Consider the following 22064-nt stretch of genomic DNA (forward strand, 5'->3'; position numbering starts at 1 on the left):
GGCGACGTCAACCCACTCGGATCAGGCCGCCACTGACCGAGACAGTGGCGGCGTCGAGATCGAGCAAGGTCGATTTCAGGGTTGCGGTCCCTAGTGTCAGCTCGAGTTTCTCGGTGAACAGGCTGCATGAGACTTCACCCGTTACCGAGACAGCCGGTGCCCTGAGGGAGAGCGTGTCAAACCCCGACAGGGCGACATCGCTGCTTCTTATTCTGGCTGTGAGAGGCGTCATCAAGATCGACGACGCTCCTGACGTGACGCTATAGTCAGGGCTGGTCACGGAGTACTTCGTCAGGGCCGTCATATCGATAGATCCGGCTTTCTCGTTTTTTTCCACCAGTACGTTTTTCCATTGGCCGGCCACCCACCTCAGCGTGGCCGTGACGTAGTTCGAACTGGGGTTGACCACTTTTTTCTGCAGCAAATGGATTTGCTTGCCCAGCCCGAAAGTCACCACATAGTTGCCCCCTTCGAACGTGTTGAGCCTGAGTCCTACATAATTGGTCAGGCTGATTCCTTCTACCCCTATGAACCTGGCGCCGAGAAAATTCTGGAAGACAATGCCAGCCTGGGATATTGCCGAAATACCGGGGGGCAGGTTCGTGGCCACTGATTGCAGGAAACTCTTCGGGGCGGAACTGCCTGCGGATATCTTCAGGTGGCCCGGCACCTCGATCAGCATGCCGCTGTCCGCATTGATATGGCCCACGGCGCTTGTGGTCAGGTTGAAACCACCCTGCATCGTGCCGTCGTGGGGCGCGCCCAGGTTCAGGGATGTCGCAGCGGTGGTCGTGCCCAGATAAATGCCCGGCAGGCCTGTGCCTGTGCCTGTACCCGTGCCTGTGCCCGTGCCATCATCTTCGCCCGGTTCGCTTTGGGCGGCATCGCTCATGGCCAGCACGTTGCCGGAAGGCGTACGGATCACATGGTCGGCCGAATTCTGCGCATTGACGACACTGGGGGTTTCCACATTGGGTAGTGCCGCCATGATGACCGGCCGGTCGGGGTTGCCATTCAGAAAAGCGATCAGCACTTCGGTGCCTTCACGCAGCGGAAAATGCATGCCGGCATTGCTCAGGCCCGACGTCGCGGCGCCGCCCGCGTAGGGCGTGGCCATGCGCAACCAGGCTGAATTCTGGTTGCCGGCGTAGCGCTGGCGCGGAAACGCGAACCGGACCTTGTAGCGGCCATCTTCGTCGGGCTGGGCGTATTGCTTCGGTTGATTGGGCGTGGCGATGTCCACGAAGCCATTGACCAGGCGCGATACCACAGGCTTGGGGGTCGCGCGCGCCGGCCGGAATTGCAGGGGCTGCCGGCCAGCGTCGGCCGTATCGAGCCAGCGCGGCAACGCCACGAAACGCGCGACGTAGGTCGGTTCTTCAGTCTCCGGCGCGGTTTCCAGCGTTTGTGCACCTTCGTGCGCCACCTCGATCACGTAGTATTGAGCTGCGTCGGCGCCACGCAGATATTCCGACACTTCTATGATGCGAGCGGCACAAACACCTGGCGTGCGCGCTTCGCCCTCGGTCCGCAAGCGCTCGCATGCCAGTTCCTGGCCGCGCCAGGCCGCCAGCGCCGCCCCGGCGACGCTGTTCCCGTCTTGCAGCGTTTCGAAATGATCGTCGGCAAGATGCACTTCCCCAAAACCGGCCATGGGGGCAGGCACGCTGGCCGTAGTGGTCAATGACAAGGTGGTGTTGCCCAAGTCGTTCGAGTCATGCAGGGTCACGGTGCCGGGATGCAGGCTGACGCGTCGATTCAGGCGCGTCACCGCGACTTCCCGCGCGTCGGGGTCAATGACGCCCTTGGGGTAATAGACCGCACTGTCCATGTCGGTGGGCTGTTGGTCGACACTGTTGGCGAACACGATCGATTCCTGGCCCTGGCCTTGCTCGAACCAGAAGTACACGCCATAGAACTCCAGCTTGCGCATCAGGAAATCCAGGCAGGTTTCCTCGAACTGGCAAGTGAAAGGCGTCCGGGTGGTGGTCAGTTGGCTGGCCACGATACGGTAATCGTAGGGTGCGCCGGCGCTGCTGTAGGGTTCGTCGAGTTCGGCCAGGTGCAGCAACTGCCGGATGATGTCGTCGAGCTGCAGATTCAGGTAGATATCCGACCATTTCAAGTGGCGCAGCCGGGCCAGGCGAGGCTCCAGCACCAATTGGTAGTAGTCATAAGTCTCGTCGCAACCCAGCTGCGCGCCCTGCGTCACAATACCGTGCCAGCGCAGCAGGGTGCCATCCGGCTTGTGGGCCAACAGGGTTGCCGGTCGGTTCAGCAGTTTTTCCAGGGCCAGGTCTGCCTGGCGAACCGCAAAAGTAATCTCGAACCGGTAGAGGCGAGAGACTGCCTCGGTACCCTGCCAACGCGTGATATTGATCGCCTGTCCAGGCACCAGGTCTTGCAGCACCGGGCAATCGAGGCGGTAGTCGTAAAGGCTAGTCATTCGTTCAGCTCGCTGTGGCGGCAACGGTCCAGCCGCCGCTATCGTCCGGCGCCACATGCAGGGCGCTCAAGGTACGGCCCTCGGCCAACGCCGACAGCACCGTATCCGACAGCAAGGGCATCAGGCTCTTGCGCAGAATAAAGTCGATATTGCGGGCGCCGCTGTCGACTTCGGTGCAGCGAGCCGCAATGGTATCGCGCACCGTCGCATCGAAACTGAGCTGAATACGGTTGGCCGCCACCAGGCGGTGTGCCAGTTTGTTCAGTTTCAGATCGACGATGCCGGCCAGTTCGGACGGCGGCAATGTGTAATAGGGCACCACGGTCATGCGCGCCAACAGGGCGGGCTTGAAATGCTTGGCCAACACAGGGTGGATCGCTGTCGTCAGCGCCTCGGCGTCGGGCCGGCCGTCGCGCGTCAGCCGGACGATTTCCTCGGTGGCCAGGTTGCTGGTCAAGAACACCACCGTGTTGCTGAAATCGATCACCCGACCCTCTCCGTCGGCCAGCGTGCCTTTGTCGAACACCTGGTAAAACAGGTTGACGACATCCAGGTGGGCTTTTTCGACTTCGTCCAGCAGCACTACGGAATAGGGGCGTTTGCGCACGGCTTCGGTCAACACGCCGCCTTCGCCGTAGCCCACGTAGCCCGGCGGCGAACCGACCAACCGGCTGACGGTATGCTTTTCCTGGAACTCACTCATATTGATGGACACCAGTGCGTGTTCGCCGCCGAACAGCTGGTCGGCCACCGCCAGGCCTGTTTCTGTCTTGCCCACGCCGGACGGGCCCACCAGCAAGAACACGCCCATGGGCTGCTGCGGATCCCGCAAGCCCGATTGCGCAGCCTTGACCGTGGCCGAAATCTGGTCCACTGCATGATCTTGGCCGCGTATGCGTTCCTTGATGCGATCGGCCAGCGCCAGCACGCCGCTGACGGCATCGCGCTGCATCTTGCCCAGGGGCACGCCCGTCCAATCGGATACCACCCGCGCCACGGCGTCGGGGTCGGTTTCGATGAATACCAGGGGCGAATTGCCCTGCAGGCTTTTCAGCTTGTTGCGGGCCTCATCCAGCTGGGCCGACAGGGCTTCCGGCGTGGCTGGCGATGCCGTGGAAGCCTCCGCGGCAGGAGTTTCTGCCGGCTCGGCAGCGGGCGCCTCGGCACTTTCGGCAGGGGCTTCGACCGCCAGTTCCGTGGGCGTATCTTGCGCCATTCCCAGCTGGCGCCGCAGCGCCAGCACGGCCTGCGCCGCTTCTTTTTCAATCTTCCAGCGCGTTTCCAGTTCGTCGTGCTGTACCTGCAGGTCCGCGCGCTCGGCCTCGATCTCGTCCAGCCGGTCACTGTAGGTGCCGGGTTGGAATTGCACGTCGCGCGCCAGCGCCACGCGCTCGCGCTCCAGGCCGGCCAGGCGGCTTTCCAGGCCCTCGAGTTCGGCCGGCTTCACGCCCAGGCCTATGCGTACCCGTGCCGCCGCCGTATCCAGCAGGTCGACGGCCTTGTCGGGCAGCAGGCGCCCTGTAATGTAGCGGTTCGACAACTCCGCGGCCGCCACGATGGCGTCGTCGCGCACCGTGACACCATGGGCTGCCTCGTAGCGGTCTTTCAGGCCGCGCAGGATCTGCACTGCGGTCTGCACATTGGGCTCGTCCAGCTTCACCAGCTGGAACCGGCGCGCCAAGGCCGGGTCTTTCTCGAAATACTTCTTGTATTCGGACCACGTCGTGGCCGCCACGGTGCGCAGTTCCCCACGCGCCAGGGCGGGCTTGAGCAAGTTGGCGGCGTCCGACCCGCCTGTCTGGCCACCCGCGCCGATCAGCATGTGCGCCTCGTCGATGAACAGGATGATCGGCTTGGCCGATCCCTTGATTTCGTCAATGACGCCACGCAGCCTGTTCTCGAACTCGCCCTTCACGCTGGCGCCCGCCTCGAGCAGGCCCAGGTCCAGCCCCAGCAGGCGCGTATCGCGCAGAAACTCGGGTACGTCGCCGTTGACGATACGCAGGGCCAGTCCTTCGACCACGGCGGTCTTGCCTACGCCGGGCTCGCCCACGCAGATCGGATTGTTCTTGCGGCGGCGGGCCAGGATGTCGATCATTTGCCTGATTTCGTTGTCGCGACCGAACACCGGGTCGATTTTTCCCGCTGCGGCCTTGACGGTGAAGTCTTCACAGAAGCGCCCGATGGCGGCTTCGCCCGCCGTGCCGCCCGCGGCCGATGCGGCGCCCGCACCCAGGCCCTCGGTGCTGCGCGTGTCGGTTTCGCTGGAGCCATCGACAATGCTGTCGAATTCGGCCGCCAGTTTTTCGCGCGAGATCGACCGCAGCGTTTCAGCGTAACGCGTACCCGCGCCGTAATAGCTCAGGCGCGCCAGCAAGGCCAGCAGCATGGCGCCGCTGCGCACGCGGCTCTGGCCCAGCGTGATCGATGCCATCAGCCACGATTCCTGCACCCATCCGGTCAGCAGGCCGGCGAATACCGGGCGTCCGGGGTTGCCGTTTTTCAGCTGACCCAGCGCATCATCCAGTTGCGCGGTCAGGCGCAGGACGTCGATATCGAATTGCGCCAGAATGCGGGCGGCATCGCCATCGGGCGCTTCGATCAGGCGGCGCAGCATGTGTTCGACGGAAATTTCGTAATGATTGCGCGCCAGCGTCAGGCCCGCTGCACCTTCCAGGGCGGCCGAGCAATACGGATTCAGGCGCGCGAATAGCGGTTTGAGTTCTACCAGCATCATTGCAGGACCTCGTTGGAAATGCGTGTGGGTTCGGTATTGATCGGCAAGAAGACTTCGTCGTAGCGCGGCCACGGGTTGGCCGGATCTCCCGGCGCCGTTTCGGGCAGCCATGTGTCCAGGCCAAGCTGGCACCAACCTTCGCCCAGGCTGGCGCCCAACCGCTGCTGCGGCTCGACGCGCAAGCCCAGCACACAGCGCAGCGGCGTACGCAAATACAAGGTGATAGCGCGTACCAGGCGCTCGTGCAGCGCTGCGCCGGGCAGCAGGTCTTGCAGGCGGTCGGCCGGAACCGGGCCGATATGCATGACCAGGCCACCGGCCCGATCGGCGACCTGGCTGCCCAGCATGGCGTCTTCGCCCAACTGGCAGGCCTGCACCGACAACAGGCAACGCGCCGGATCGGGAATCGACACGGTTTCGGCGACGCAGGGCTCCACATCCACCGGCAGCCCGCCCAGCAAGCCTGCCGCCAGGGACTGCAGGCCCAGCGCAGAACGGGGAAACTGGTTGAAATTGCCGGCATGCGGCAACAGTCCGCGCACGTCCGGATGGCGCCCGGCCACGCCACCGGCCATGCCCACCAGCGCGTACAGATGGTCCAGGCGGTTGGCATCCTGCCGTTCGGCCACGGCCAGCCAGGTACGGTTTTTTTCCCACGCACGAAACAGCAGCGGGTACAGCGCGGCATGCAGGATGTCGATGAAATCGCGCGACGTCGAAGTGCCCTGCAACTGCTCTTCGATCAGATCTTCGGTGTAGAACGTCGGCAAGGGCGAGGTAACGCCATACAAGCCGAAGAAGTTGGCGGTAATCCGGTACTTGCCATCGGCGTCGCGTTCGATCTGTTCGATATCGCGATCCGGAAAGGACAGCGTGGCAGACGGACGCACCCGCACATTCTGCGAAAACTCCTGCGCACTGGCGCTGCGCAGGCGCAGCAGCCGCAACGCCTGGAAGAAGGCATAGCGATGTCCCTGCGCCAGCAGCGGATCAGTAGGCGATTGCGCTACAGCAGGCGATAGCGACCAATCTTCGCGGGCCATTCCAGGGTTTCTCCGTTAACGGTGTCCACCAGCGTCAGGGCGCTGAAGGTATTGATGGCTGTCATACCTGCCAGGAATTCATCCAGCACTGTTCCAAACAGGAACAGGCTGCCGCTACCCGGAAAGTGATCGCCGCGGCACTCAATGCGCACATCGCTGCCTTCCACCGGCATGCCGTGCACGATGCGTCGTACCGGTACTACCGTCACGCGTTCGATCGAGTCGACACTGCGGCGCGCGGCCGCATGGCGTTGGGCGTCGGCCTGGCGCGCAGGCACATACAGCGACAGCAAGTCACGCAACTGGCCCTCGTTGGCCAGCGCCAGATGGTTGGAATTCAAGTGCGACAGCACTCGCCATAGCAAGGTGCTGTCGATGACCGGCGGGCTGTGCGGCGTGATGCCATGGATATTGCTGAACTGCACCCGTGGCGGCGAACTGTCGGTGGGCTCGCAGATGTCGCCCAACCGCAAGCTTTGCGGCAGGTCGCCGTGCGTGCAGGTCAAGCGCGTTGAAAGCGTCAAGGGCTGCGGCGTTTCGCCAGCGGCGTAGGGCAGGCTCAGGAAATGATCGTAGCCGCGATTCAAGGCCGAGGCACGGATACTGAGGTTATACGATGCCGTGTCCTCGCCCCGCATCGCCGCAAACGCATGGTATTCCTGCTCGGTGCCATTGGCTGCCCGGGCCTGGACGCTGTCCACCGAAAAAATCTGTTCCACGGGCCGGTTGCCCCGCGCTATCGGACGAATGCGGTAATCGGGCTGAAGATGATCGATACGGACCGGATGCGCGTCGTGCCCGAACAGATTGACGGCCGGGGTCGCGTTCAGGATGAAACTCGATGGCCCGATGGCGGGCGCCCAGGCTGGCACCTGGTCGAACATGATCTGCACTGAGAACCGGCCATCCGCGCTACGCGAGGTCCATTGTGAAAAGCCTGCGATATCCAGGAACAGCAGCTTCTCTGGCAGGGCGAAGTACTCGTACAGCACGCGCCAGGCGGGGTGGGCGCCGCTCGGCCAGGGCAGCAGTTCCAGTTCGGGGCGCAAGCCCGCCGGCTGGATGGCGCTGGCCGGCAGCACCGTCAAGGGGTTGCCCTGGGCGCTGATGCGCACCTCGCGCGCATGGCGCAGCAGCAGCAGGTACAGGCGTGCCGCGTCGGCATGCGCATCGCCCAGGAAAAACCGCAGGCTGTCGCCTGCCCAGTCCGAACCAGCCATGCCGGCCATGCTGAATTGCAATCGCAGCGAACGGGGCTGCGTGCCGCCGCCTTCCCATTGGGCGCCAAGCAGTGCCACGGGCTCGAGGGTTACGGGAAACGAGGCCCGGAATATGGCGCGCAAGTCATCCACCGGAACGGACGCGAACTCGGTGCCCGCCGGGATTGTCACGGGGCCTTCCAACGCCGCGCGAGGCTGGTAGCGCATGATGGTCATGCAGGGCAGGGGCCGCAGCATGTGCGGAAACAGCAGTTGCGCCAGGTTCTGGATGAATTCGGGAAAATCGTCATCCAGCCGATGGCGCATCAGCCCGGTCATGAAGGCGACACCTTCAAGCAGGCGTTCAACGTCGGGGTCGCTGGCGCTACCGGCACCCAGAAGAGGAGCCAGCGCGGGGTTGCTGGCGGCGAATTCAGCCGCGAGCGTGCGCAGGTAGCCCAGTTCCTGTTCGTAGTAGCGATTCAGCATGGCCTATTGCCTTTTCAGTGACACGCGACCATTCGCGGCCACGTGCGACGTCAGACGGATCGGTATCGCGCGGTCATCCACGGCAATCAGGCCGGTGATGGAAAACGCCAGCGACAGGACCTCGTCTTGAGACTCGGCAAAGGTGATCTGCGGCTGCTGCAGGCGCGGCTCGTAGCGCTGGATCATGCGATTCATGTCCTCGATCATCTGTCCCGTGGTGCCGGCGGTGAAAGACCCGGCCAGGTTGGTGAAGTCCGGCACGCCGAACAAGGGGTCGATAGGCACGCTGCCCTGGCGCGTGTTGAGAATGCGCCGCAGGTGGCTCAGGATCGAGTCGACCAGGACCTCGGCGCGGGTAATGTGCGAACGCTGCACTTCGGCCCCCAGGCCGGCGACGCGTTCCAGTAAGCGAAGCTCTTTCATTGGGGCAAGGAAAGCGGGGCCCGCCGGGCCCGCGCCCTCAAGCGATTATTTCGGCGCCAGCCACGAATCTTCCGATTCGATGCCGTCCGGCTCCCAGGTCCACACGATTTTCTCGTAGGTCATGCCGACGTCTTCCATGTGCCCCAACTGACGGTTATCGGGCTGCAGGCAGTTCGGCACCCACAGGCGCGTGGCCACGAGCACAGCCTTCTCGAGCTGAATGGTGTAGTACTTTTCTTCGGTGCCCTTGGGACTGATGCGGTAGAACTCGAGCGTCACCGACTTGAGCTGTTCGCCCGAGCACAGGGCCTGATACAGTTTGGGCGACGACTTGTCGATTTCCTTCACCAGGGTGATGCCCAGATGCTGGCGCTTGCCCGAGGGCAGGCCGGTTTGCGGGTTCTTGGGCAGTTCGATGGAATGCTCGACCGCCTGGATGAGGATCTTTCCCTCGTGGCCGCTGACTTCGCAAGAACCTTCGATCTTGCCTTGGTTTTCCCCTTCCAGGGTGAGATAGCACGGCATGGCCATGGTAAATTTCTCCTTGCAGTTGATGACAGTTGGTGCAATTGCATGCAGGACCGGTGGCGTGCCGGTGGCAGCCGGCACGCCAGTTCCGGCAGGTCAGCGGATCAGCTCTTGTCGAGCTTGCCCACCAGCGAAAGCGTGAATGACGCACCCATGTACTTGAAATGAGGGCGTACCTTCAGACCCACGCGGTACCATCCCGGATCACCTTCCACATCCGAAACGGTAATTTCAGCCTGGCGCAACGGACGGCGGCTGCGCACGCCGGCCGCCGGGTTGTCCATATCCGCCACATACTGGCGGATCCAGTTGTTCAGTTCCGACTCCAGGTCGGTGCGCTCCTTCCAGGTACCGATGTTCTCGCGCTGGATCACCTTGATGTAGTGCGCAAGCCGGCTCACGATGAAGATGTACGGAAGCTGGGTGCCGAGCTTGTAGTTCAGTTCGGCGTCCTTGCCTTCTTTGTTGTTGCCGAAGAACTTGGGCTTCTGCACTGAATTGGCCGAGAAGAATGCGGCGTTGTCGGTGTTCTTGCGCATGGTCAGCGCAATGAAACCCTGTTCAGCCAGTTCGAATTCCCGTCGCTCGGAAATCAGCACCTCGGTGGGAATCTTGGTCTGCGTCTCGCCCATGGCCTCATAGTTGTAGACCGGCAGGTCGCCAACGGTGCCACCGCCTTGCGGGCCAATGATATTGGCGCACCAGCGGTACTGGGCAAAGCTCTCCGACAGGCGGCTGGCAAACGCGAACGCGGCGTTGCCCCACAGGAATTCCTGATTGCCGCCCGACACATCTTCGTTGTAGCGGAACTGTTTGGTGGGCACGGTATCGTCGCCGTATGGCACACGCAACAGGAAGTTGGGCAGTGTCAGGCCGACGAAGCGGGCATCTTCTGTTTGCCGGAAGGCGTTCCACTTCGCGTATTGCGGGCCTTCGAATACCGCGGCCAGATCCTTCAGGTTGGGCAGGCCCGCATACGAGTCCATGCCGAAGAACTGCGGGCCGGCAGCCGCGATGAACGGCGTATGCGCCATGGCGGCAACGCTGGCCACCGATTGCAGCAGCTTGATGTCCTGCCCGCCAGGGCCGAACTCATAGTTGCCCACGATGGTGCCGAACGGTTCGCCGCCGAATTGGCCGAATTCCGCGGTGTACACCGCCTTGTACAAGCCGGAGCGGGTGATGTCCGAGGCGTCTTCGAAATCCTCCAGCAACGCCTGCTTGGACACATTCAGGATCTCGATGCGATTGTTCTCGCGAAAATCGGTCCGGTCGATCAGGAACTTCAGCGAGCGCCACGACGATTCCAGCTTCTGGAATTGTTCCTGATGCATGATGGCATCGACTTGCCGGCACAATTTGCGGTCCAGGCCCGATATCATTTCGTCTATCAGGCCCTGGCTGACCTTCTGCTGCGCGCGGCTCGGTTCGAGCAGTTCCGCCACGAAGGCTTCCAGCCCCTGGCGAGTGATGGAATAGGCGTCGTCACCGGGCTTGACACGGGTCGACTCGATCAACTGGTCGATGAGCGACCCGCCGGCTTGTTCGGTGGGTTGCGCGGCGCCCTGTTGCTGGGGAGATTCCTGGCTCATCGATTACTCCTTGGACGGGCCGGAAGCGGGATCCGTCGATTGCACACCCAATTCACCCAGCAAGCGTTCGCGGGCGCCTTCATCTTGAATGAGCGCCTGCAGCCGCTTGCGGAATTCGGGAAGATTGCCCAGCGGGCCTTTCAACGACTTCAGGGCTTCGCGCAGCTCGATCAACTGGCGCAGTTCGGGCACTTGCTCGACCAGGGCATCGGGTTCGAAGTCGCGGATGTTCTCGAACTTGAGCGTCACGGGCAACGACTCGTCGCTCTCGCCCTCGGTCAGGCGATTGGGCACCGCCATCGTGACGTTCAGGCCCTGGGCCTTGAGCACATCGTTGAAATTGTCTTTGTCGACCTGGATGGGCTTGCGTTCATCCAGCGGCGTGTCCGACTCTTGCAGCGTGAAATCGCCCAGCACCAACTGCTTCAGAGGCAGTTCGACTTCCTCTTGCGCATCGCCGGTAGCGGACTTGTAGACGATGTTGACGCGTTCCTTGGGGGCGACGGATCCATCAGTAGCCATTGCAGTACTCCTTGGTAGCAGATAGGTCAGGCGGCGGCGGTTGACTGCGAAAGTTGCCAGGCTGCCCGCAAGTCCAGGCCGGCCAGACGGGCCAGCATGGAATCGTTGGGCCCGGCGCCGAAGGCGCCGTATCGCAGTTCGACGGCCGCCGCCAGCTTCAAGGCTTGCCGCGCCAGATCCGGTTCCCAAGTGATCAGGCGGTGGGCGTCGAGTTCTTCAATCAGCGCGGCCAGTAGCGGACGCATGTCGGCACGCGCGTCAAAACGCTGGAGCAGGGCGCACTGGGCCAGCCGCAGGCGGAAGTTGTCGCGCTGGCTGCCGGCGTGGCGCGCAGCGCCTTGCAGACTGTCCAGCGCTTCATTCAGCTTGCCGGCAACAGCGTCGGCGTCGGCGGCCTTCGTCAGCTCGGTCACGGTGTCTGCGCCATCCGCGCTGGCCCCGGCGTGCGAGGTATCGCTACCCAGCGCTTCCAGCCAGGCCTGCGTGTCAGGGTCGGCAAATGGGCGGCCGTCGTTGAATTTCATTTCTGCCAGTTGCGGCAGGCGGGACAGCAAGCGGCCCGTTTCAAAGGCCACGGCCGCAGCCGCATCGGTGGCACCCAGCCGGCTCAAGGCGGCATGGCTAGCACGATTGAGGTCCAGCCAGTAGCGATGCCCGATCAGGCGCGATTCCACGAAATGAATCACGGCTTGCGGTTCGCCCCCTTGCGCGATCTTCTCGAATCCGACCACGATTTGGTCGGGTGGGGCAGGCAAACGCGTCGCGCCATTTTGCGCGGGGGGCGCCTGTTCCAGCGTGGCCCAGGCGCAGATGCGATTCAGCCTGAACAACAAGGGCAGGGTGGGGTGTTCTTCCAGGTACCAGTCAATGAGCGGGCGCAGGCAGGCCAGCCCGGCGTCCGCGGCCGCCTCTGGATCGCTGCCCGCGGCCGGCGCGGCCATCGTGGCGACCGCTGCCGACCCGGCCGACGCCGCCGGGCTGGTCGCCGCTGCCTCAGGCGCGGGCGCAGCCGGCCGTTCGACGGGCAGGTTGTTCAACGCAGCACGCAATCCATAGAAAGCCGGCGCCTGATCGTCGTGCTGCTGCCACGCAGCATCCAGCGCCTCCCAATCCGCCAGCAATTCGCCATGCAGTTCCGGCTGGAGTGCGGCAAATTCCACCTGAGTGTCCTGGATGCGCTCGTTCAACTGATCCAGCAGCCACTGGATCTGGTTGCGGCGGCCCCGTAGGCGGGCGGCCGGTGGAGACATATCGTCCCAATGGATCGTTACAAGATCGCGCAAGAGGTGGATGCCGTCGGCCAATCCCGCCAATCCACGGATATGAAGCAGCGCCACGGTCAACCATGCGCCTACGGTCAGGTCCTTGCCTTCCTGGCCAAGTACCTGGGTGCCCAGGCGCGCCACTGCCTTCCAATCCACCGGGGCGGTGGCATGAATATCGGTCAACTGGTCGATCTGGGTACGCATCGCCGCAAATGCCTCACCGTCCCGCGGGCTGGTGCCCACCGGCTGGTCAGTGCGGACCGGGCTGGCGCCCAGATTGCGGTCGAACCCTTCAATAGGCACAGTGGCTTATCCTTTACGAGTCTCGCGGTCGACGACGTGAAACAAATTGCATATTTCTGAGCAACCCTGTCTGACCAAAAGGCCACGACTCAGGTGCTTGGCACGATGTTAGAAACCCAGGCGTTTATGAACCGTTGAAGCAAATCGCAAAAGTTGAGACATTCTCTGTAATCGATTTAACGTTTCTTAAACGCTTTTCACGCCACAATGGGGCATCTGTATCGAATCGACATGAACTGAGAAGAACAAAGACCCCGAGTAAGACAAGGCAGGGCAGTTAGACGATGTCTGCGGACAGCGCCTGGCGGGGTCGCAAGGTTCTAGCCAACTTCCTATGCATCCCAGCCTGATCCGACCCATCCAACTTCGTCTGCTCGGTGAGTTCGATATCGCCGTGGCGAATGTCAGCGGCCGTCGTGCGCTCAGTTACAGCAAACCCAAGCTGTTATTGGCCATGCTGGCGCTCGCACAGGGAAAACCCTATTCACGGGCGGAATTGGCCAACACCTTATGGCCCGCCGACTTGAAGGACGGGCGCGCCAACCTGCGCCACGCGCTGTTCGTGCTGCGCCGATTGTTCGAGCCGGTCCCTGATGCATGGATATCCACCAGCAGCACATTGGCGCTGAACCCGGATGTCATCATGGTCGATGTGCTGGCCATCATTGGTGCGGCGGGTTACGAGGACCTGACACCTGAGCAGCGGTTGAACTATGACCGCGGCAGCCTGCTGGAATACACCGATCTGCCCGAAAGCGGATCGTTCACGGCCTGGAAAACCAGTTGGCAATCACGTATCGAGCGCGACGTTTCCGAACGCCGCAAGGCGCTGCTGGCTCAACTGACCGCCAGTGGCCATCTGAACCAGGCCCTGGATACCGCCAAGCATTGGGTGCACACGCACCCTGAAGACGAAGGAGCGCATCGCCACCTGATCCGCTTGCTGCTGGACAATGGCAACCGCGAAGCCGCCTTGCTGGCTTACCAGCATTGCGTGGGGATCATGCGCGAACGCTACGACACCGAGCCCACGGAACAAACGCGCGCCCTGGTCGAAAATGCCCTGCCTGCTCTCGAACCCGATATGCTGCAGCCGGTCGAGCAACGCCAGTATTGCCCTTTGGCGGTTCTGGCGGTGGCGTTGACGCTCGACGAGTCCGAACGCTACCCCGAGCAATCATTGCAAGGCCTGCAAACGGCACGCAAGCACCTGCTGGAACTGGCGCGCAGCGAAGGAGGGCATGTATTGGTGGGCGCCGACAACAGCCTGGCAATCGTGTTCGGCTATCCCAAATTGACTGAACGACCGGCTCATGCCGCTGCCAAGCTGGCTTGCGGCATCCGGGCCCTGTCATTGCCGACCGGCGTGCGTGTGGGCATGGGCATCCATGCCGACATTTCATTGGTGCAATCGAACACCCGGCCCGACGCTGGCGCGCTGGTCAGCCAGCGGGCCATGCGCCTAGCCTATCTGGCCGACACGTGCGAAATTCTGCTCAGCGCGGCTACCCGCGACCGCCTGGCCGACCAGTTCGCCGTCCGCGCTGAAAAACGCCACGGACGGCATCTGTGCCTATTGGAATTCCAGTTGGAGGCCAAAGTCGTACGACGCATGTTTGGCCGCGTGCGGGAGTTCGACAGCCTGGTCCGCCTGTGGGCCCGCCTGCCCGTAGCCCAGTTGCCGACCGCCATGACCGTGCGCGGGGAAGCTGGCATCGGCAAGTCGCTGCTGATGGGCGTCATGGCGGAGTATGTGCGCCATACCGGTGGCGACATCTGCCTGCTGGCCTGCCACGAAGGCCATGACAACACGCCGTTCTATCCCGTGCGCGAGTACATCATGCAGCGTTTGTCCCTGGAATGGGGAGGCATCGACGGCGCACTCGACTCATCCGACTATCAGCGCCAATTGGTCGAGACCGTTTGCCAGCGGGTGGGCCTGGACTCGTCGGTGCATGCCGGCCTGCGGCGCGTGCTGTTTCCAGAAGGCGACCGTGCCGGCCAGGCTGCTGCCAGCGATCTGTCGCGGCAAGCCCTGATGCAGTCGCTGCTCTCCATCCTGGCCCACCGCAGCCAACCGGACCGTCCGTTGCTGCTGGTATGGGAAGATCTCCACTGGGCGGACCATTCCAGCCTCGCGCTGCTCCAGCTGCTGATGAAACAGGTGCAGGCCGCGCCGACCATGGCACTGATGACGGCGCGCGAGGAGTTCGGCGGTTCAGCATGGTCTGCCCATGAACTGCTGCTCAAGCCGCTGGAGCGCCAAGCTATTGCGGAATTGGTGGCGCACCGAGCCAAAGGCCAACGCCTGTCGTCGAAATTGCGCGCGCGCATCGTGGACGACGCTGATGGCATTCCGCTCTATGCCGAAGAAATGGTCCGCCAAGTCGTGCTGGGTGCCGACATTGGTGTCACGCCTGTCATTGCCGACTTGATAGCGGCCCGCTTGTCGGACCTTGAGCCCGGTACCCGCAGGCTGGCGCAGTTTGCCGCGGTGGCGGGGCAGGTGGACGATGTCTTGATGGCGCGCGCCGCCCAGGAGTTCAACGTCAATCCCCAGAGCATGCCCGAGGTCCTGGCCGAACTGCGCCAGCGCGGCCTTATCGACGATGCCATTCCGGCCAATTTTCGCCATGCGCTGGTGCGCGATGCGATCTATCACACGCTCAGCCCCGGCCAGCGCCGCCTGCAACATGAGATCGTGGCCAATTACCTGATCGAGCAAAGTCCGCGCTCCGAGCCCGTGGAGTCTGCCTACATCGCACGGCACCTCGAAATGGCCCAGCATGCCAGGGCTTCGGAATGGTGGTGCCTGGCGGCGCGCGACGCCCTGGCCCAGTCCGCCGTGGCCGAAGCCCAGGCGCTGACCGAACGCGCCCTGCGGGCGCTGCGCCACATTGAAGATGTGCAAGACCGCCGCAAGAACGAACTGGAAGTACAGTTGTTGCGCGGCTCGGTGTTTGCGTCGCTCAAGGGCGGCGGGGCCGCCGAGACCTCCGAGGCGTACGCCCGCACGATTGAACTACAGCAAAGCAACGACGACCCGAACACGCAATTCCTCTTGCTATGGGGGGCGTGGACCGTGGCGATAAGCACCCGCACGCACGCCGAAAGCCTGCAACAGGCCGAGCGGATCTATCGTTACGCCGAGCAGACGAGCGACAGCGCCTTGCAGGGGTGGGCGCAGTACGCCTGCGGCTTCAGTTATCTGCTGACCGGCGACATGGTTGCCGCCGAACGCTGGCTGCGCACTTGCATACAAAGCCTAGGGGGGCAGCCGGATCAGCGCATGCGGTTCGCCCGTTGGGGCGCGGACGGTGTTTGTGCCGCCAAGGCCGTATTGGGTTGGGTACTGACGCTGCAAGGCCGCGAAGAGGAAGGACTGGCCTTTGCAAAAGCAGGCCTGGCCGATGCCAACAATCTGGATCACCTGGCCAGCCGTGTTCTTTGCCTGGCCATGCTGGGCGAAATCCACCGCCAGCGCGGCGATGACGACGAAGCCCTCGAGGCCGCCGACACCTTGCGCGCCCAGACCAATAGCGGTGACTTCGCTCTCTGGCGCGGCTTGGCCGAGGGCCTGTCGGGCTGGGTACGGGCGCGCCGCGGTGAACGCAGTGGCCTGGACAGTATTCAGCGTGCTATCGATGCCTCGCGCGCAGGCATGCCGGTGCTGCAGTCCGCACTGGAACTCTTCCTGGCCAGCGCTCACCTGGAACATGACGAACCTGAACGGGCCTCGGGCGCGGTGCAGCGGGCGGCCGAAGTCATGGAGCGCTTCGGCAGCCAGTTCATGCGGGGCGACTATCTTTTTCTATTGGGCAATGTGGCTGCCCGGCAAGGCCAATACGGCAAGGCCCGCGAACATTGGCAAGAAGCTGTCACCGAAAGCCGCCGGCTGGGCCTTACACTGGTGGCGCGCAGAGCTCAAGCACGGCTCAAGGACATTTCACAACGTGTCGCCTGAGGCCTGGGTATCGAGCCTGACGTATCGGTAACCGTTGCACCAGATTGAAAAATCGGCAATCGGGCAGTGCGGGCGGGCAGGGGAGAGGGTTACGCATCATGGATCTCGAGCACTTGGCTTTAGAGCAACCCGGGCGCGACGCACCCGAACGTACCGGCACGCAAAGCCTGGGGCGCGGAATCAAGCTCATGCGCGTGATCGCGGCACGCCCGGATTTCGGCTGGCGCCTGTCGGACCTGGCGGCGGCCTGCAAACAGGACAAGGGCACCGTGCACCGGATGCTGGCCTGCCTGGTCGAAGAGCGCCTGGTCACCCAGCGAGCCACCGACCGGCGCTATCTGCCGGGACCGCTGATGTACGAACTGGGTCTGGCCATTCCGGCGCGCGTACAGTTCCAGCGCCGCGCAGAATCGCTGCTGCAATCGTTCGCGCGGCGCATGGGCGGTATTTCGTTGCTGTTGCTGCGCAGCGGCAACGAATACGTCTGCAGCGTCAGGGCAGGGGCCTTGCCGCTGGCCGGCCTGATGGTGCAGGCGGGAACGCGCCGGCCGTTGATCACGTCCGTAGGCGGTATCGCCATCATCCAGACACTGGGCGCCGATGAGGCACGCCAGGTGCTTTTGAACAATGTGTCCCAGGAAATCGCCGGCCACGGCACCATGCGCCTGCAGGCATTGCAGAAAATGCAGGAACGATCGGATCATCACGGCTGGGGGGTCAACCTGGGCGACGTCGTGCCGGGTGTACATGCGTTTTCGGTGCCTGTACGCGACATGCGGGGCGATGCCTTCGCAGCTGTCTGCCTGATGGGCACCGCCGATCTGTATGGCGAAAAGCGACTGCCCGAGTTGCGCGATGCGCTGCAAGCCGTGGCCGGGGCACTGTCGGCCGACGCACACAAGTTCAGCATATGAAATAGAAGCGGCCATGGGCTTGCGGCCGCACCCGCAAGGTCGCTTAAGGTTATGGCGTCGCTATGTCAAAGAGCTGCGCCGTGAGCATCCAATCCGCCATCAACCTGGAAGACATGCGCTTGCTGGCGCGCCGCAAGTTGCCGCGCATTGCGTTCGACTTCATTGACGGCGGCGCCGACGGCGAACGGTGCCTGCAGCGCAACCGCGAAGCCTTCGAGCGGTATTGCCTGGTTCCGCGCTACTTGCGAGACGTGTCCATCCGCGACCAGTCGGTGGAACTGTTCGGCCGCCGCTACGCCAGCCCGATCGGTATTTCGCCCACCGGCCTGGCCGCGTTGTTCCGACCCGATGCCGATCTGATGCTGGCGGCGGCTGCCCGCCAGGCCGATGTGCCATTCTTGTTGTCCAGCGCCAGCAACGCGGCCTGGGAGGAAGTCATCGCCATTGCTGCGGACCACGTATGGTTCCAGATGTATTGCACCCGGGACGAGCGCATCAACGACGACTTGGTCAGGCGCGCCCGCGAGGCGCGTGTCAGGGTGCTGGTGGTGTCGGTGGATGTGCCGGTCAATGCGAACCGCGAACGGAACCGGCGCAATGGATTCTCGCGACCGTTTCGCATGACACCCGGGGTGGTGCTGGAAGCACTGGGCCATCCGGCCTGGGTGCTGCGCTACCTGCGCACCGGGGGCATTCCCATGATGCAGAACTGGAAGCCTTATGCGCCGGATGGGGCCAGCGCGGCCGCGGTTGCCGATCTGTACGGCACGCTGACGCCGGCGCCCATGATCGGTTGGCAGCATATACGGCGCATCCGCCTGGCATGGAACGGCCCGTTGGTCATCAAGGGGCTGCTGCATCCCGATGACGCGCGCGAGGCGCTGCGCCTGGGCGTGGACGGGCTGGTGGTATCGAACCATGGCGGCCGGCAACTGGACGCCGCGCCGGCGCCGCTGGACATGCTGCCGGCCATCCGTGCGGCGGTGGGCAACGGCATGACGCTGATCCTGGACAGCGGCGTCAGGCGCGGCTCGGACGTGGCCGTTGCGCGGGCGCTGGGCGCCTGCTCGACGATTTTCGGACGGCCGACGCTGTACGCGGTAGCTGCAGCGGGCCAGGCGGGTGCAGAGCGGGCGCTGCAGATCGTGCGCAACGAGCTGGACATGGTGATGGCGCAGATCGGCTGTCCGTCGTTTCAAGGCCTGGACGACAGTTATCTATGGCCGCGCGGCGGACGCTGTTCCAGGATGCCGGCGAGTTCGACCAGATCGCCCGCGGTATAGTCCCAGCCCCCAAGCGGCTTGCCCGCGGGGTCTTTCGACGGATCATGCGCATGGGTACGCGCGATGTAGGCGGTTTTCAGCCCGCATTGTCGCGCCGCGTCCAGATCGTAGTCATGGGCAGCAACCAGCATCGCCTGGTGCGGTGCCACGCCCAGCAATTCACAAGCATGAAAGTACACCTGCGGCATGGGTTTATAGGCCTTGGAGATATCTGCTCCCAGAATCGTGTCCCAGGGCAGCCCGGCATGTTTGGCCATATCGACCAGAAGCCGGGTGTTTCCATCGGACAGCGGGGCGACGATAAAGCGCTCCTTCAATTTGCTGAGGCCTTGCACCGAATCAGGCCACGGATCGAGGCGATGCCAGGCCCGGTTCAAGTCTTGCAGGTCGGCGCCGGGCAAGGCCGATGGCGGCAGCCCGAACGCGTTGAGGCAGGCTTGCAGGTTTTCCATGTTGAGCTGATCGAGACCGGCAAAGGGCCGCTGGCCGCGGCGTATGGGCTCGACCGAGGCGCCATAGCGCCCAACCCAGGCATCGGCAAACGCATCGGCGTCGATATGCAGGGCGTCGTGGCGCTTGAAGAAAGCCCCGACTTGCGCCGCGATGCTGCCGCGCCAATCCACAACAGTGCCCAGAACGTCGAAAAACAAGACTTCAACTTTGGCCAATTCAAATCTCCAGTGCCGGTCGTGGCCGCCTGGGGCCAACGTGAGAAGCAGGATTGCCACCGACATGGTAGGGCCAGCACCCGGATACGGCAGGAATGTCCGTGCTGTCGAGTGCGGTTTTGGGTTTGGCTTTAATACGCATAATGTATATTATGTAAAGTTAATGATTTGCCTGAGCCAAGGCAAACTACCCTTGCGGATGATCGGCAGCCTCATCTCATTCCCTGGGCAACCTAGAGATAGCCCAGGATTTAACGGACTATTTCGGCGCGATGCGCCAAATCGTGTTTGAAAGATCGTCAGCGACGATGAGTGCGCCGCGCGGGTCCACTGTCACGCCTACCGGGCGGCCGCGGGTCGTGCCGTCGCTGTCCCGAAACCCGGCGACGAAGTCTACCGGCGGGCCGGACGGCCGCCCCTCGCTGAATGGCACGAAGACCACCTTGTAGCCGACGGGCTCGTTGCGGTTCCAGCTGCCGTGTTCGCCGACGAAGACCCCATTGGCGAACTGGCCGCCCATTGCATCGATCGAGAACGCGACGCCCAGCGCCGCGACGTGCGACCCCAGGCTGTAGTCGGGCTTGATCGCCGCGGCGACCTTGTCCGGATCCTGTGGCCGGACGCGCTCGTCCACGTTTTGCCCCCAATAGCTGTACGGCCAGCCATAGAAGGCGCCTTCCTGGACGGCAGTCAGATAATCGGGAACCAGGTTCGGACCGATCTCATCGCGTTCATTCACGACCGCCCACAATTGGCCCGTATCGGGCTGGATGGTCAGCGCGGTGGGATTGCGCAGGCCGGTGGCGTACGCCTTGTGTTCACCGGTGCGGGCATTTACCCGCCAGATACGGGCGCGGTCGGCTTCCGCCGTCATGCCCCGTTCGGTGATGTTGCTATTGGAACCGATGCCTACATACAGATACTGCCCATCCGCACTGGCGGCCAGGGCCTTGGTCCAGTGATGGTTGATTTCCGATGGCAGCGGCGTCACAGTTTCGGGTGGCCCGCTCGCCTTGGTTTGCCCTGGCTGGTAGTCGAATCGCACCAGGGCGTCTTGGTTGGCAACATAAAGCTCGTTCCCCACCAATGCGAGACCGTACGGCGCATTAAGGTTTTCGGCGAAAGTCGATACTTCGTAGGTGCCGTCGCCCTCGGCATCGCGCAACAAAGTCAGGCGGTTGCCGCCTTTTACCGGGCTGGTGCCCTTGGCTTTGATCATGCCGGCGATCACGTCTTTCGGCTTGAGTTTCGCAGCATTGCCCCCCCTGCCCTCGGCCACCAGGATGTCGCCGTTCGGCAATACCAGCATCTGTCGCGGAATTTCAAGGTCAGTCGCGATGGCGGTAATCGAATAGCCGTCCGGCACCGTCGGCACTTTGCTCCCCCATTCCGCAGGTTTTGCAATCACCATGTCGGGCAGCAGCCCTCGTTCGGGCTTGGGCAGTTCGGGCGCGGCTCCGACCTGCGAAGGTCCGGCTTGGCCGCTGCATACGCCCACTATCGCCGACAGCGGGACGACGGCAAGCAAGCTAAGGTATTTCATACGGCGCCCCTGATATGCGGGGTGCGAAAGCCCAGCCATGTGGCTGCGCAGGCAAGCACCAGCGTGATCACCGACAAGACCAGGCCGGTAGGCATGCTTCCCCATGCGTCGCGGGCGTGTATCAGCGCATTGAAAAAGCCCACGATCCATGCCGCCAGCAATACCACGGCGTACGGGATGATTCCCCGTGCGCGTTGATGAGCCCGGAAGAGATCGATGATGGCGAAGATCAGCGCGATGCCGCCAAACACCAGGCCGCCGACCAGCAGCCACGAGGAAAAATTATTCCACTGGATATCAAACGACTTCGCATAGGCTGCATCCGCGAGGGCGGCGCCGAGAAACAAGGAAAGGGTTCCCCCCAGAAATACGGCATGCAGCGGGTGCACTGTCAGGGCATACCGAGGTTCGACAATTTGGGGCACTGGATCGCCTCCTTGATAGACGGCTGGGCCACGATATGTGGAAGGACGCAGCAAGTAACGTGCCTGCACCTGTGCCCCTGGGTCAGATCGCAGGGCGCAAATTGTTCCGGCGCACCGGCACATTTTTCCCTACTTAGAAAGAATCTACGCCGCCAAGGAACCTGGCCGCGCCCTGGGCATTGGAATGAAGATCATCCGATCTTGCAGGGATCAGGTCCGACGCTTGCGTACACGGTTTCTACTCCTCGGGGTGGAAGCTTTGCCGACGACGGATTCAATCAACAGGAGCAAATATGCAACAGCTTAAAGACGTAATGACCGAAGACGTAAAAATCTTGAGCCCCGGGGCCACCATCAAGGATGCGGCAGCCCAAATGCGTGACGGGGACTTTGGCCTGATGCCCGTAGGAGAGAATGATCGCTTGATCGGGACTCTGTCAGATCGCGATATCGTGCTCCGCGCCGTCGCAGAAGGGCTGGAATCCGGCACAAGGGTACGAGACGTTATGTCTGAAAAGGTCGTGTGGGCGTATGAGGATGACTCTGTGGAAAAAGCCTGCCAGATCATGAGCGACAATCAGGTCCGGCGTTTGCCCATCGTGAACACTGATAAGCGCTTAGTGGGAATCGTGGCGCTGGGCGACCTTGCGGTAGGTGCAGGAAGCATCAAGCCGGCCGGTGCGGCATTGTCTGATATCTCGCAGCCGGGATAACCGACTG

Annotated in this window: 16 protein-coding genes; 4 read left to right on the forward strand and 12 right to left on the reverse strand. The window is 63.0% G+C overall.

What is annotated here, in order from left to right; genetic code table 11:
- Positions 1-7: 7 nt before the first annotated feature.
- From KW845_RS23875 to tssA, 9 genes are all read right to left on the reverse strand, one after another.
- A complete protein-coding gene (locus KW845_RS23875) occupies positions 8-2446 on the reverse strand; it encodes a type VI secretion system Vgr family protein (protein ID WP_218371848.1) in 2439 nt (812 codons plus the stop codon).
- A 4-nt stretch (positions 2447-2450) separates the two neighbouring features.
- Positions 2451-5183: a type VI secretion system ATPase TssH gene (gene tssH, locus KW845_RS23880; protein ID WP_218371849.1), complete on the reverse strand. Its 2733-nt coding sequence runs from the start codon at positions 5181-5183 to the stop codon at positions 2451-2453.
- The gene (gene tssG, locus KW845_RS23885) at positions 5180-6226 is read right to left on the reverse strand and encodes a type VI secretion system baseplate subunit TssG (RefSeq protein WP_218371850.1); all 1047 of its coding nucleotides are present in this window, start codon (positions 6224-6226) and stop codon (positions 5180-5182) included. Before tssG ends, tssH begins: the two co-directional genes overlap by 4 nt.
- Complete coding sequence (gene tssF / locus KW845_RS23890) at positions 6190-7914, reverse strand: type VI secretion system baseplate subunit TssF (RefSeq protein WP_218371851.1); 1725 nt, start codon at positions 7912-7914, stop codon at positions 6190-6192. Before tssF ends, tssG begins: the two co-directional genes overlap by 37 nt.
- 3 nt (positions 7915-7917) lie before the next feature.
- Entirely contained in the window at positions 7918-8337 is a 420-nt protein-coding gene (gene tssE / locus KW845_RS23895; protein WP_218371852.1) for a type VI secretion system baseplate subunit TssE, read from the reverse strand.
- 45 nt (positions 8338-8382) lie between these two features.
- Positions 8383-8868, reverse strand: coding sequence for an Hcp family type VI secretion system effector (locus tag KW845_RS23900; RefSeq protein WP_218371853.1), 486 nt, complete (start codon positions 8866-8868; stop codon positions 8383-8385).
- A 101-nt stretch (positions 8869-8969) separates the two neighbouring features.
- Complete coding sequence (gene tssC / locus KW845_RS23905) at positions 8970-10457, reverse strand: type VI secretion system contractile sheath large subunit (RefSeq protein ID WP_218371854.1); 1488 nt, start codon at positions 10455-10457, stop codon at positions 8970-8972.
- A gap of 3 nt (positions 10458-10460) precedes the next feature.
- Positions 10461-10979, reverse strand: a complete 519-nt coding sequence (gene tssB / locus KW845_RS23910) for a type VI secretion system contractile sheath small subunit (protein WP_218371855.1) — start codon at positions 10977-10979, stop codon at positions 10461-10463.
- A gap of 26 nt (positions 10980-11005) precedes the next feature.
- Positions 11006-12547: a type VI secretion system protein TssA gene (tssA, locus tag KW845_RS23915; protein WP_218371856.1), complete on the reverse strand. Its 1542-nt coding sequence runs from the start codon at positions 12545-12547 to the stop codon at positions 11006-11008.
- Between the two features lie 334 nt (positions 12548-12881).
- On the opposite strand from tssA, the gene KW845_RS23920 reads away from it, so the two are divergent.
- From KW845_RS23920 to KW845_RS23930, 3 genes are all read left to right on the forward strand, one after another.
- Entirely contained in the window at positions 12882-16511 is a 3630-nt protein-coding gene (locus tag KW845_RS23920; protein ID WP_218371857.1) for an AAA family ATPase, read from the forward strand.
- A 98-nt stretch (positions 16512-16609) separates the two neighbouring features.
- The gene (locus KW845_RS23925; RefSeq protein ID WP_218371858.1) at positions 16610-17425 is read left to right on the forward strand and encodes an IclR family transcriptional regulator; all 816 of its coding nucleotides are present in this window, start codon (positions 16610-16612) and stop codon (positions 17423-17425) included.
- Positions 17426-17505: 80 nt separating this feature from the next.
- Positions 17506-18708, forward strand: coding sequence for an alpha-hydroxy acid oxidase (locus KW845_RS23930; protein ID WP_218371859.1), 1203 nt, complete (start codon positions 17506-17508; stop codon positions 18706-18708).
- On the opposite strand, the gene KW845_RS23935 is transcribed toward KW845_RS23930, so the two are convergent.
- From KW845_RS23935 to KW845_RS23945, 3 genes are all read right to left on the reverse strand, one after another.
- Entirely contained in the window at positions 18639-19376 is a 738-nt protein-coding gene (locus tag KW845_RS23935) for a haloacid dehalogenase type II (protein WP_255592896.1), read from the reverse strand. The two genes, KW845_RS23930 and KW845_RS23935, sit on opposite strands and share 70 nt — an antisense overlap.
- A gap of 259 nt (positions 19377-19635) precedes the next feature.
- A complete protein-coding gene (locus KW845_RS23940; protein WP_218371861.1) occupies positions 19636-20919 on the reverse strand; it encodes a sorbosone dehydrogenase family protein in 1284 nt (427 codons plus the stop codon).
- Positions 20916-21398 carry a DUF2231 domain-containing protein gene (locus KW845_RS23945; RefSeq protein ID WP_255592898.1) on the reverse strand — a complete coding sequence of 161 codons (483 nt, stop codon included), beginning with the start codon at positions 21396-21398 and terminating at the stop codon, positions 20916-20918. Before KW845_RS23945 ends, KW845_RS23940 begins: the two co-directional genes overlap by 4 nt.
- Positions 21399-21637: 239 nt before the next feature.
- Here KW845_RS23945 and KW845_RS23950 point away from each other — a divergent pair, with 239 nt between their 5' ends.
- The gene (locus KW845_RS23950; RefSeq protein WP_218371862.1) at positions 21638-22057 is read left to right on the forward strand and encodes a CBS domain-containing protein; all 420 of its coding nucleotides are present in this window, start codon (positions 21638-21640) and stop codon (positions 22055-22057) included.
- Positions 22058-22064 lie beyond the last annotated feature (7 nt).

This window comes from Bordetella sp. BOR01 (assembly GCF_019218885.1).
In the GTDB taxonomy this organism is placed as follows: domain Bacteria; phylum Pseudomonadota; class Gammaproteobacteria; order Burkholderiales; family Burkholderiaceae_B; genus Bordetella_A.

Coding starts and splice junctions, on each gene's coding strand:
- KW845_RS23875 (WP_218371848.1), bottom strand. CDS start 2,446: ATGACTAGCCTTTACGACTACCGCCTCGATTGCCCGGTGCTGCAAGAC.
- tssH (WP_218371849.1), bottom strand. CDS start 5,183: ATGATGCTGGTAGAACTCAAACCGCTATTCGCGCGCCTGAATCCGTAT.
- tssG (WP_218371850.1), bottom strand. CDS start 6,226: ATGGCCCGCGAAGATTGGTCGCTATCGCCTGCTGTAGCGCAATCGCCT.
- tssF (WP_218371851.1), bottom strand. CDS start 7,914: ATGCTGAATCGCTACTACGAACAGGAACTGGGCTACCTGCGCACGCTC.
- tssE (WP_218371852.1), bottom strand. CDS start 8,337: ATGAAAGAGCTTCGCTTACTGGAACGCGTCGCCGGCCTGGGGGCCGAA.
- KW845_RS23900 (WP_218371853.1), bottom strand. CDS start 8,868: ATGGCCATGCCGTGCTATCTCACCCTGGAAGGGGAAAACCAAGGCAAG.
- tssC (WP_218371854.1), bottom strand. CDS start 10,457: ATGAGCCAGGAATCTCCCCAGCAACAGGGCGCCGCGCAACCCACCGAA.
- tssB (WP_218371855.1), bottom strand. CDS start 10,979: ATGGCTACTGATGGATCCGTCGCCCCCAAGGAACGCGTCAACATCGTC.
- KW845_RS23920 (WP_218371857.1), top strand. CDS start 12,882: ATGCATCCCAGCCTGATCCGACCCATCCAACTTCGTCTGCTCGGTGAG.
- KW845_RS23925 (WP_218371858.1), top strand. CDS start 16,610: ATGGATCTCGAGCACTTGGCTTTAGAGCAACCCGGGCGCGACGCACCC.
- KW845_RS23940 (WP_218371861.1), bottom strand. CDS start 20,919: ATGAAATACCTTAGCTTGCTTGCCGTCGTCCCGCTGTCGGCGATAGTG.
- KW845_RS23950 (WP_218371862.1), top strand. CDS start 21,638: ATGCAACAGCTTAAAGACGTAATGACCGAAGACGTAAAAATCTTGAGC.